Origin of the sequence: Longicatena caecimuris (genome assembly GCF_004341945.1) — a bacterium.
In the GTDB taxonomy this organism is placed as follows: Bacteria; Bacillota_I; Bacilli_A; order Erysipelotrichales; family Erysipelotrichaceae; genus Longicatena; species Longicatena caecimuris.
On sequence record NZ_SMBP01000021.1, the window covers coordinates 43,938 to 55,909 of the forward strand.

General features: G+C 37.4%; 13 protein-coding genes. 12 read left to right on the forward strand and 1 reads right to left on the reverse strand.

All coding sequences use genetic code 11. The annotated features are described in order from the left end of the window. Positions 1–2: 2 nt before the first annotated feature. The 10 genes from hprK to EDD61_RS11310 all read left to right on the forward strand — a co-directional run bounded on the left by hprK (position 3) and on the right by EDD61_RS11310 (position 9,139). Positions 3–947, forward strand: a complete 945-nt coding sequence (gene hprK / locus EDD61_RS11260) for an HPr(Ser) kinase/phosphatase (protein WP_008690570.1) — start codon at positions 3–5, stop codon at positions 945–947. 10 nt (positions 948–957) lie between these two features. Continuing rightward, the gene (gene lgt / locus EDD61_RS11265; RefSeq protein WP_132225450.1) at positions 958–2,430 is read left to right on the forward strand and encodes a prolipoprotein diacylglyceryl transferase; all 1,473 of its coding nucleotides are present in this window, start codon (positions 958–960) and stop codon (positions 2,428–2,430) included. Beyond that, entirely contained in the window at positions 2,409–3,332 is a 924-nt protein-coding gene (gene trxB, locus EDD61_RS11270; RefSeq protein ID WP_008978218.1) for a thioredoxin-disulfide reductase, read from the forward strand. Before lgt ends, trxB begins: the two co-directional genes overlap by 22 nt. A gap of 851 nt (positions 3,333–4,183) precedes the next feature. After that, positions 4,184–5,038, forward strand: coding sequence for an RNase adapter RapZ (gene rapZ / locus EDD61_RS11280; protein ID WP_008690580.1), 855 nt, complete (start codon positions 4,184–4,186; stop codon positions 5,036–5,038). A gap of 3 nt (positions 5,039–5,041) precedes the next feature. Beyond that, positions 5,042–5,989 (forward strand): gluconeogenesis factor YvcK family protein, encoded by a 948-nt coding sequence (locus tag EDD61_RS11285; RefSeq protein WP_008690583.1) that lies wholly within the window; start codon positions 5,042–5,044, stop codon positions 5,987–5,989. 5 nt (positions 5,990–5,994) lie between these two features. After that, complete coding sequence (gene whiA / locus EDD61_RS11290; protein WP_008690584.1) at positions 5,995–6,933, forward strand: DNA-binding protein WhiA; 939 nt, start codon at positions 5,995–5,997, stop codon at positions 6,931–6,933. Positions 6,934–6,970: 37 nt separating this feature from the next. Next, entirely contained in the window at positions 6,971–7,519 is a 549-nt protein-coding gene (locus tag EDD61_RS11295; protein WP_008690586.1) for a thermonuclease, read from the forward strand. Positions 7,520–7,543: 24 nt separating this feature from the next. Then, the gene (locus tag EDD61_RS11300) at positions 7,544–7,828 is read left to right on the forward strand and encodes a helix-turn-helix domain-containing protein (protein ID WP_008690588.1); all 285 of its coding nucleotides are present in this window, start codon (positions 7,544–7,546) and stop codon (positions 7,826–7,828) included. 91 nt (positions 7,829–7,919) lie between these two features. Beyond that, entirely contained in the window at positions 7,920–8,222 is a 303-nt protein-coding gene (locus tag EDD61_RS11305) for an AI-2E family transporter (RefSeq protein WP_008690591.1), read from the forward strand. 2 nt (positions 8,223–8,224) lie between these two features. After that, entirely contained in the window at positions 8,225–9,139 is a 915-nt protein-coding gene (locus tag EDD61_RS11310) for a GNAT family N-acetyltransferase (protein ID WP_008690592.1), read from the forward strand. Positions 9,140–9,367: 228 nt separating this feature from the next. Here the strand turns inward: EDD61_RS11310 and EDD61_RS11315 are convergent, their stop codons facing one another. Continuing rightward, entirely contained in the window at positions 9,368–9,916 is a 549-nt protein-coding gene (locus EDD61_RS11315) for a hypothetical protein (protein WP_008690593.1), read from the reverse strand. Between the two features lie 317 nt (positions 9,917–10,233). Here EDD61_RS11315 and EDD61_RS11320 point away from each other — a divergent pair, with 317 nt between their 5' ends. Further along, a complete protein-coding gene (locus EDD61_RS11320) occupies positions 10,234–11,412 on the forward strand; it encodes an SIS domain-containing protein (protein WP_008690594.1) in 1,179 nt (392 codons plus the stop codon). A gap of 18 nt (positions 11,413–11,430) precedes the next feature. Continuing rightward, entirely contained in the window at positions 11,431–11,859 is a 429-nt protein-coding gene (gene agaF / locus EDD61_RS11325) for a PTS galactosamine/N-acetylgalactosamine transporter subunit IIA (RefSeq protein ID WP_008690595.1), read from the forward strand. Positions 11,860–11,972 lie beyond the last annotated feature (113 nt).

Genomic DNA, 11,972 nt, shown 5'->3' on the forward strand with positions numbered 1-11,972 from the left:
TCATGGAAGAAAAAATCAGCTGCCCGGTACGTCGTTTAGTGGAAGCATTTAACTTTGAACAGATTACCGGAAATGATAAATCATTGGATCGCCCGATTTCCATCGCGGATACAAATCGTCCCGGTCTTGAATTGGCAGGATTTTTTGAAAACAGTCAAGTAAAGCGACTGGTGGTATTAGGCGATAAGGAAATCGCTTATATTCAGACGATGAGCGTCGCAAAACAGCGAAAATCCTTTGACTTTATTACCAATGAAGCAACTCCGGCATTGATTATCACAAAAAATCATGAATGCCCGGAATTATTGCGAAAATGTGCAAAGCGAAAGAATTTTCCGATCTTTCGCTCTGCTTCACCGACTTGGCGGTTAATCGTCGATATGGTGGCTTTTCTGGATGAACAACTGGCAACCAGTGAATGTCTGCATGGCGGTTTGTTATCCATTTATGGAAAAGGTGTGCTCATTCGCGGTGAAAGTGGCATGGGAAAAAGTGAGATTGCTTTGGAATTGATCAAACGCGGACATTTATTAGTTGCGGATGATCGTGTGGATTGTTATCGTATTCATAATAAGATTATTGGTAAATCACCGGAATTATTAAGAGACATGCTGGAAATCCGTGGTATTGGTGTAATTAATGTGGCACGCATGTTTGGAGTAAGTTCGGTATTGCCAAAAACAGAAATCAACTTTCAGGTTACTTTAGAACCATGGGATCCTGATCAGGATTATGATCGTGTTGGCATAGAAGATAAAAAACACGAAAACATCCTCGGCGTAGAAATACCGAAAATCGTTGTTCCTGTGCGTGAAGGACGTTCTATGGCAGTGATTATTGAATCTGCCGTGACCAACTTCATGTTGAGTGAAATGGGTATGGACAGCGCAAAAGAATTTGAACAACGCGTTTTAGATTATATTGAACGCAATAAGCAAGAGAACTAGGAGGGGTGTTATGACGTTTTTTCCTGATATGAAAACTTTTATTGCCATAGGTGGGTTTCAGATAACTTGGTATGCCATTATCATTTTGACAGGTGCCTTTGTAGCTTATTATCTGACCTTACGCCAAGTTCGCAAATGGGGCTATAAAGAAGAAATATTTGAAAATTTTTTCCTGCTAATGCTGCCGATTGCCATCGTTGGGGCAAGATTGTATTATGTGATTTTTGAATGGAATAATCTATATGCTGCAGATCCTATTTCCGCTTTTTATATATGGGAAGGTGGATTGGCGATTCATGGTGGAGTAATCGCCGGAACTTTATTTGGTGTCTGGTATTTCCATCGTCATCAGATAGATGGTTTGCGCATTGCAGATGCTATATTTCCTAATTTAATGCTAGCTCAGGCGATTGGTCGTTGGGGTAATTTTATGAATCAAGAAGCCTATGGACAAATTGTCAGTGGTGACTTTTATGCCCATTGGCCTTCCTTTATAAAAGATCAGATGTATATTGACGGATATTATCGTCAGCCAACTTTTTTGTTTGAAAGTGTCGGTAATATCGTCGGCTTCCTTTTGATTACTTTTGTCTATAAAAAATATGGCAGAAGAAAACGTGGTGATCTGGCCTTTGCCTATTTGGCATGGTATGGTATGGTACGCTTCTTTGTGGAAGGAATGAGAACCGACTCTTTAATGCTTGGACCTTTACGTATCGCACAAGTCGTGTCTTTGCTTGGGGTCGTATTAGGTGTCTTAGGTATACTTGGTGCCTTTGACCGCCTGTTTAAAAATATTTGGCCATTTAAGCGCCGTAAGCCTGCTATTATCTTTGATTTAGATGGTACGCTTGTTGATACAAAAGCACTTATTTTTGCTTCTTTTCGCCATACATTTAAAAAGTATCTGCCAGAGCATACCTTAACGGATGAGGAATTGCACTCCTTCTTAGGGCCGACATTAAAAGAATCGTTTTTACGTTATTTTGATGTCGAAAAAGTTGATGAAATCATTGCCTATTATCGTGCGTTTAATCATGCACATCATGATGAATATGTAACGGAAATACCGCATGTGAAAGAAACACTTGCCTATCTGAAGGAACATGATTATCCTTTAGCAGTCATGTCGAATAAACTGTTGGATATCGTGAAGATGGGGTTAGCGCAATTTGATTTAGAAGCATATTTTGAGGTCATCTTAGGTGGTGAAGAAATCAGCGAGCCCAAACCAAGCCCAGTTGGTATTTTGGAAGCATGTGAAAAACTCCATGTGCCGCACGATGATGTTATTTACATAGGAGATTCTCCGACCGATATACAGGCTTGTAAGAAGATGGCTGCTTATTCCGTCGCATTTGTATATGAAGAGGTAAGAGCAGAAGAGATGAAAGCAGAAAAACCTTGTGCTATAATACATGACATGACAGAGATCATCAATTTGGTAAAGGAGGATCACGAATGGAGCGACGTTACGATTTAGTTATCATCGGGGCTGGCCCTGCGGGAATGAGTGCTGCTATTTATGGAAGCCGTGCCGGCTTACAAGTGGCTATGCTGGAGATGGGAGCACCCGGAGGTAAGTTAGTAAAGACAAATGAAATCAGTAACTGGCCGGGAACCATAGAAACAAACGGTGCTAAACTGGCTAGTGATATGTTTGAACATTCTACGGCATTCGGTGCAGAATATCTGTATGGGAATGTTATCAAGGTAGAAGATGCAGGAGATTATAAGAAAGTTATCTGTGATGATGGTGAGGTATATGAAGCAAAGGCTGTTATTGTCGCAACCGGAACACAGGAGCGTATGATGAAGATTCCAGGCGAAGCAGAAAATATCGGGCGTGGTGTATCCTATTGTGCAGTGTGTGATGGGGCATTTTTCCGCAATCAGGAAGTTTGTGTCATCGGTGGCGGTAATTCGGCTTTAGAAGAGGCAAATTACTTAACGCAATTCGCAAGCCGCGTGAATATCATAATTCGTCGAGATGTATTTCGGGCAGACAGTATCGTACAAAAAGCAATTAGAGAGAATCCTAAAATCCATGTCATTCCAAAACACATTCCAATTGCTGTTATAGATGATGGTAATCGAGTGGTTGGATTAAAAGTAAGAAATGTTGATACAGGTATTGAAACAACAATCGAGACACATGGCATTTTCCCATATATTGGTTTAGATCCGGCAACTTCTTTCTTAGCAGATTTGCCTGTACTAAATGAACGTGGTTATATGGTTGTGGACGAGAACTGTGAAACAAAGGTAAAAGGTATTTACGGTGCAGGTGATGTGATTGAAAAACAATTACGTCAGGTTGTAACGGCAACCAATGATGGTGCAATTGCGGCACAGCATGCCTTTCATGTTATAAAAGGTTTATAATGGTAAAGAAGTCATATCCGTAAAAAAGATATGACTTTTCTTATTTAAGACAAGAATATCCTTATTTCAGACATCACCATAAGAATCGCTTTTTTTCGTGCTATAGTTTTCTTACAGGAAGAAAGGTGAAACCAAATGTGGAAAAGACAAATAAGTACTTTTACAGTTACCTATATTTTTTATATTCTGTTTTTAATTACAAGATGGCATCTTGTGTTTTATAGAATTTATGGAGAAGTATTAAGTGAACACGAAATTAATATATTTACAGGATTAGATCCAAGTCTTTTCACAAGAGATATTTTGATGTTTCTTTTATTTATATTAATTTTTATCCCACCAATAAAATCATTTGAAATAACGCGTATGACAAGAACACAATATTTCAAAAAATGCCTCCCGGCGCTTGTAGGGTGTTCATTCATTATGGCCTTAACTGCGAATGTGATTAAAACGGTTTTCATGATTGTAAAATTCTATCGTGTAGAAACATTGTTGCATAACTACAAATGCATTGGATGAGATTAGTATTTATCGAATTAGAGATTTATTCAAAAAACTAAGAGATGCGGGATGCATAATTATTATTGCCAGTCACAATAAAGAAGATATTGATTGCCTTTGCGACAAAGTTTTAATTATGAAAAGCGGAGAGTTGAGTGAAAAGCAAGAATAAATATCATTTTCGATAAAGAGCAAATCAGTAAAAGCAGCTGTTACGTGTAATTGATTTTATCCGATTACTAAGAAGGAAACAGCTTCTTTTTTATGATTAGGGAAAGAGGATTCTTTTGTGAGAAAAAGTAGCGAATGTGTGCTCGCTGTGGTAAACTTATAGCGAGGTGATACAGATGAATGAACAGAATGTTGTGTTAATAACCGGGATGTCTGGAGCAGGTAAAACGACTGCCATGGGTATTCTGGAAGATATGGGGTATCACTGTATTGATAATTTCCCTGTACAGTTAATTGCATCACTGGGAAAAATTATCAACACCGAACCGGATCCACGCTATAAAAACATTGCCTTGGCAACAACAGCAATGGATTATCCTAAATTTTTACAGTATTTTGAGAATATCGATGTGAATATTCATATTGTTTTTTTAGATGCCAGCAATGAGAAGTTACTATTGCGCTACAAATTTACAAGACGTCATCATCCCATGATCATCTTTCATAAGGCCAAAACCTTAGAAGAGGCAATTGAATTGGAACGCGATATGTTTGATGCCTTAAGCGAACATGCCATCATGCATATTGATACCACGAAATTGGATCAACATGAATTAAAGAGCATGTTGATGGAAAAGCTGGCGTTAGACAGTCGCCGTGTCTTTTCGATTTCGTTTGTATCCTTTGGCTATAAACACGGAGTTCCTATGGATGCAGATTTAGTTTTTGATGTCAGATTCCTACCAAATCCATATTATATAGAGGAACTGAAGAAACAAACGGGTGATGATGCACCGGTTTATGATTATGTGATGAGTTTTGATCAGACAAAAGAATATGTCCGACATTTAAAAAACTTTTTAGATTTTGTTTTCACACAATATAAAAACCAAAATAAGAGTCACATTATGGTAGCGATCGGTTGTACCGGTGGGCATCATCGCAGTGTGACAATTACCAATTGGCTGTATTCTCATTATCGTGATCAATATACCTGTTATAAATCACACCGTGATAAGAAAGTGGGTTAAACTATGAAAAATGTAGCAGTCATTGGCGGGGGCACTGGGTTATCGGTTATGCTGAGAGGGTTAAAACAGATTCCTGACATTAACCTGAGCGCTATTGTGACCGTCGCAGATGATGGTGGCAGTACAGGTCGTATTCGCAGACAATTTCATATCCCCGCTATGGGGGATATCCGCAGTGTGATGTGTGCTATGGCAGAGGAAGAAACGATGTTTACCTCGCTGATGAATTTTCGCTTTGACGGGGATGACAGTGATGTCGGCGGTCATAATTTAGGCAATCTGATTTTGACTGCTTTAACACAGACAAGCGGTAGTTTTATGGAGGCCATCCGTGCCTTTTCAAAATTCTTAAAAGTGCGTGGAAATATCATACCAAGTTCTTTACAGGTCATTACGCTTTACGCTATTATGGAAGATGGAACGATTGTTCGCGGTGAAAGTAATATCCCTAAGTTTTCCAACCGTATTGAAAAGGTTTTTTATCAAGATGATGTTGAAGCTACTAGAGAAGCTCTACAAGCCATTCATGAAGCGGACATCATTTTCTACGGCATTGGCAGCTTGTATACAAGCATTATGCCTAATTTGATTGTCAATGGTGTGGTGGATGAATTAAAAAGAAATAAAGCAAAAAAGATATATTTCTGTAATGCGATGACACAACCGGGAGAAACAGATCATTTCTCAGTTGAAGATCATATTCGGGCTTTACAGCGTCATTCCTTTGCGGATGCCGTAGATATTGTCATTACGCATAATAATGTTGTCAGCAAAGAATTACTTGATAAATATTTAGCTATGGGAAGTGAACCGGTCAAGGTAAAGGAAGAGCAGCATGATTATGAAATATTATATCGTGATGTCTTAAGTTTTGAAGATCAGCTGATTCGTCATGATTCAGATAAGATTAGAGATGTAATTCAGGAAGTTATAGAAAAAGAGTTAGGATGATGTAGATGTCTTTTACGACGGAAGTTAAATCGGAAATAGCGGCGAATGAGTTGCATCCTTGCTGTATGAAAGCAGAATTGAGCGCTGTTTTACAAATGTGTTCAACGATGAATTTCACTAGTGATGGGGTGCATCTGACAATTAAAACAGAAAATCCCACAACGGCGAAACGTATCTATAAATTGGTGAAAGAACGTTATGATGTAACTACACGACTTTCTGTTATCAAAAAGATGAAACTGAAAAAAAATAATATCTATGTGATACGTGTGGAAAATAAAGCAATGGAAATCTTAAAGGATTTGGAAATATTCACCGAAAAAGGTTTGCAGGCTCATCCATCTAGCCGTATGTTGCGTAAAGAATGCTGTGCCAGAGCATATTTAGCAGGAGCTTTCTTGGCTGGAGGCAGCGTTAATTCACCGAATAAAGCAAATTATCATTTAGAAATTAGTACCAACAATGAAGGGTTGGCAAAGTTTATTCAAAAGCTGATGAACCGCTTTGATTTGCCGGCAAAATATATCAAACGCCGCAATCAAGATGTAATCTATCTAAAGGCTAGTGATAAGATTGGTGATTTTCTTCGTTATATCGGCGCAAGTGATGCAGTCTTTACGTTTGAAGATAGTCGTATTCAACGAGATTTCATGAACTCATTGACACGTTTGGATAATTGTGAGCTGGCAAATGAGATGAAAAGTATGGCAGCGGGAAAAAAACAATTGGAAGATATTCAATGGATTGAAAATTATCGTGGTTTAGAGGCATTGCCTGAAAAGCTTCAGCATGCTGCTTATGCGCGAAAGGAATTACCGGAAGCTAGCCTTTTAGAGCTATGTGATTATTGCGCAGATGTATATGATGAAACCATATCGAAATCAGGTATGAAACATCGCTTGGCAAAATTAAAGGAAATGGCCGACCAGTACCGCAAGGTATAAATTAAATAGAAAAGTGCAGACTAAAAAGGGTGATGATATGAAAATCTTCATGATACTAATAGCTGCACTTTTTCCTTTTCTACATAATACGCCTTATGAAGTACAAATCAGTGACTGCCAAAAAGATCAGATTATAGCAGAGAGTCAAGGAAGTAAATTAAATCTTTCTTTATTTAATATCCATTTAAAAAATGAGAATGCTTGGAAGAAAACCTGTTCTATTTTAATGGAGGCAGATCATGTAACAATGGAAATAGATCCTACAACACAAATTAATGAAAAGTTAAGTGTATATCTGTTTGCGGATGGAACGCTTATACAAGAAGAATTGCTTTCACAGGGTCTTGCTTATATATTAATACGCAATCCTGAATATGTATATGAGGAACAAATGGAGAAAGCAGAAACAAAAACAACACAGACGATGGCAAAACCAACGATAGAAAAAAAACATAAACGTTATCCTTTTCAGGGGCCTATATATCTTGGAATATGTACTCTTTTATGGTTAGGTATGCTGCTCTATTATGGCTTTCATAAAAAAGCGAAAAAGTCGTCTTTACGTCATAAAAATATGATACAATAGAACCTAGAAAGGTGGGAAGCGTGTATGCAGGCATACATTGCACGTACCCCCAATGTTTCGAAAAAGGAGCTGGAAAGACGGCAAAAAGAGTGTAGAGGAGATCAACGACTGCGTATTGAAGCCCGCTTTGGACGCAATGTGCGTTCTTTGAGAAAACAGCGACATTTGACGCAGGAAGAACTGGCAGCCCTCTGCCATGTTCATCAACATTATATTTCCGACATTGAGCGTGGTGTTCGGAATGTGTCGCTGCGGGTAGTGGAAACAATTGCGAGAGCATTGGGTGTACACGAAAAAGACTTATTATAGAAGAAGAGGGAGAAATCCCTCTTTTCATATACAGAACAAAGATTTTATATTATAATGAATCTGTAATATTTTAATGAAAGTGAGGAATATCATGGACATTCTTATCTATATTATCGTAGCTATTTTATTGCTTTATGTATTCTTTATGATTTTACCAATTGTTTTACCGATTATTCTATTCATCGTCTTGGCATTATTTTTCTATATTTTATATATGAAACATAAAATCCAAAAAAACATGGAAAAGTTTGAAGATGATATGGATTCTTATGATCAAGAGGATTTTCAAGACTATCGTAGGTATGACAATCAGCGTAGAACAAGTGATACAGATGATATCATTGATGTTGAATATACAGAAACGGAAGAAAAAGATGATAATGGAGCGTGGTAAGCATGGTAAAGGAAGCTGGAAGAGACGACAAATCTGAGGTTTATGAATTATGGAAACATGCCTATCCAAGTCAAAATCGTAATTATTTAAGCTTCTATTTCCGTCATTTATTTGATGAAGGTGTTTGTTTGGTACAGGAACAGGATCATCGTATTATCTCCAGTCTGCAAATGAATACACACGTCATGCGGTTTCAAGGTAAATTATTGAATATCTCTTATATATTAGGAGTTAGCACATTACCCGATTATCGCCGCCGCGGACATATGCGTGAATTGATGAACAGTGCATTGGATGAGGCGAGTCATAACCATTTAATTACATTGGTGAAAGCATTCAATCCGCGACTATATGAACAATTTGGCTTTCAGGTACTATATGAACGCAAACAATATCTCATTCAAAGGGAATACCTTAATAAGATCATACCACTGCGAGTGGCACATGAGGCTGAAGCAAAAGAGTTGTTAAAGGCGTATCGGCAATTTATCCGTCATTTTGATGGATATTATGAACGAGATGTGGCCTATTATGAAACATTGTTAAAAGAGTTGACTCTGGGAATTAAGCAGTTGGTAACATATCGTGATGCGCATGGGACGCTTTGCGGGTATTTGATTTATCAAATGCAGAAAAATGATCTTGTTGTGAAAGAGGCTGTTTATATGGAGTCGATTGCTTTACAGCGAATGATGAAAGAGATACTTGGTGATCATGAGGCTATTATCGTGGAAGTCAGTCAAAGTGAAAAACTTGAAAAAATCTTTACCTTGGCGATACCTAAACGTTCAGCCTTTATGATGGCCCGCATTAACAGTTATCCATTGTTCAATAAGCTGTTTAATGCCAAAGCAAAAACGCCCAAAGAAGCGTATGCCATTTTAAAAAAGCCGTTATGGCTGCATGAGTATTATTAAGGTAGTCAAGTGTAAAACTGGCAGATGCCTAAGCAAAAGATATTTAGAAAGTTAAGGATGAAAATAACATCTTTAGCTTTTTTTGTAATATACCGTATGCTTTAAAAAGATTGTTTTGCGAAATCAAGAAATAAAAAGAGAATTCTTATACATGGCTGAATAGCCGTTTAGAATTCTCTTCTTTCCCAATGAATTTATGCTGTAATCTTTTGATTACAGTTTTTTTTCTTAACCAACGTTGTTTTTCTTGAATAGAAACGCTCTGATTTCAATTATACACATGATAGCAGCGGCAACGGCAATTGCCCAATTCAGATACAGGATGACACCTTCATACCCTTGCTGATATGCATTGATGATCAGCAATACAGATAAAGCGATAAATAAAAAGATTTTGATGACAATTTTTTTCGCATCTAAATTTGCTTCTGATTGTATCGTTCCCATGTGATTAACCGGTTTGAAATTTGGTATCTGTGGCAAAGTCTGCAGGAATTTACGGAATTTGAATTCCATGAGTGCATATGCTGCAATACCTAAGAAAATACACATAATCAAAGGAAGCTCAAACATATATGCAAAGATTGCGGCAATGCCACCGATAAAGAAACGCGAACTATAGGTACGGAATGGTTTGGTTTTATCTGTTAACACATAACCTACATGATTCATACGGTTAAGATATACCGGACGTCCTTTTTCATCATGATATACATTAAGACCGCCTATTTTATTGTCTTCTGCTGACATCGCAGTTTTTCTGCCTTTTATAGCCATTAAAAATCACCTCTAACGCTTATTATATATGGAAACAAGAAGTTCGTCTACCTTAAAAGAAAGAAATACAAAGAAAATAATGCTTTTTAAAGCATCGCATGCCTATTTTCTTATCCCATATCAGAATCCGCTTCTTTCACATTTATTAAGGCTGTCAGCGGATAATTAACGCTATAAAAAAGGCAATATCGAAAATTAGTGAGGTTTTTGCACATTTTAACAACTTTATGCACAGTGCGTTGTTTTTTTTACTATCGTGAGATATAATGAAGTCGTAATGAAAAGGATTTCAAAATTCAGAAAAGGAGCGATGAAACATGATTTTTGGAAAAGACTCAGCACAGTGGGAAAGTTTGAAGGGAACCTTCACTGCAACGGAAATTAACCAGCAGCCGGCAACGTGGAGAAAAACCATCAAACAGATCGAAGACAGCAAAGATGAATTAAAGGCATTTATTGAAAATGTTACAAAGAATGAAGATTATGACATCATTCTGACAGGTGCCGGAACAAGTGAATTTGTTGGTAACTCTATTTATACGTATGTTGCAAGACGTACAAATTACAAAACAAAATCTTATGGAACAACCGATATCGTTGCGACTCCAGAAGCTTATTTATCTCAGGACAAACCAACCCTGTTAGTATCTTATGGAAGAAGTGGTAACTCACCAGAATCTGTAGGTGCTGTTGATGTTGCGGATGAAGTATGCGGTAAGAATGTATATCACTTATTCATCACTTGTAATGCAGAAGGTGCTTTGAGTAAAGCAGCTGCAAAACGTGATAATGCATATGCTATCAATTTAACTCCAGAAACACACGATCAAAGCTTTGCTATGACTAGCAGTTTCTCTAACATGATGTTAGCAACGCTGTTATGCTTCAGCTTGGATAATCTGGATGAAGTAAAAGCAGAATTAGAAGATGTTATCACAGCTGCTGAAAATACTTGCGCAAATGATTGGAATACATTTAAAGAAATCGCTGATGGATTTGATTTCAACCGTATCGTTTACCTTGGAGCAAACTGCTTAAAAGGTATCGCTCAGGAAAGTCAGCTGAAAATGTTGGAACTTACTGCAGGTAAAGTTGCTACAATGTTTGATACGCCAATGGGATTCCGTCATGGACCTAAATCAATCATCAATGATGAAACATTAACAGTTGTTTATGTTAGTGATGATCCATATACTCGCCAGTATGAAGTGGATTTGATCAAAGAAATGAGCGCACAGCGTAAAGGCAATAAAATTGCTGCGATCATGAATAAAGAAGATAAAGAAATCGTTGAATTAGTTGATTATGCATATGCTTGCAACTTGAAAAATGAACATGACAATGCATTCTTAGGATTCAACTACATCGTAGCTGCGCAGATTTTAGCATTATTCAAATCATTAGCATATGGTTCTACTCCAGACAATCCATGTCCTACAGGAGAAGTTAACCGTGTAGTAAAAGGTGTCATCTTGCACCCATATACAAAGAAATAATTGTTGGAGGTAAATAACATGATAGGATTAATCGTAACTGGACACGGAAATTTCGCAACAGGTCTTACTAGCTCTTTGAAATTAATTGCTGGTGATCCACAAAACTATGTAGCTGTTGACTTTCCACAGGAATATTCAGTGGAAGACTTAGAAAGAGAATTAACTAAAGCTTTAGATTCTTTAAAAGATTGTGATGGTATTTTGGTACTTTCTGATCTTGGTGGAGGTTCTCCTTTCAAAACAGCTGTAATGGTTGGATATCCAAGAGGTAATGTCGAAGTATTAGCTGGTACTAACCTGCCTATGCTGATCGAAGTGAATATGGGCCGTTCTTTCATCGAAGACTTAGGGGCTTTAACAGAAATGGCTATGAACACAGGAAAAGATCAGGTAGTTCGTTATGAATTTAAACCAGTTGTTCAGGAAGAATCTTCAGACGGCATCTAAAAAATCATAATATATAAGAAGAGGCTGTAACGAATAAGAAATAGCCTCACAAATAAAAATACGTCAAACTCATAAGAGAATGGCGTATTTTTTTGGTATAATTTAACTATGGA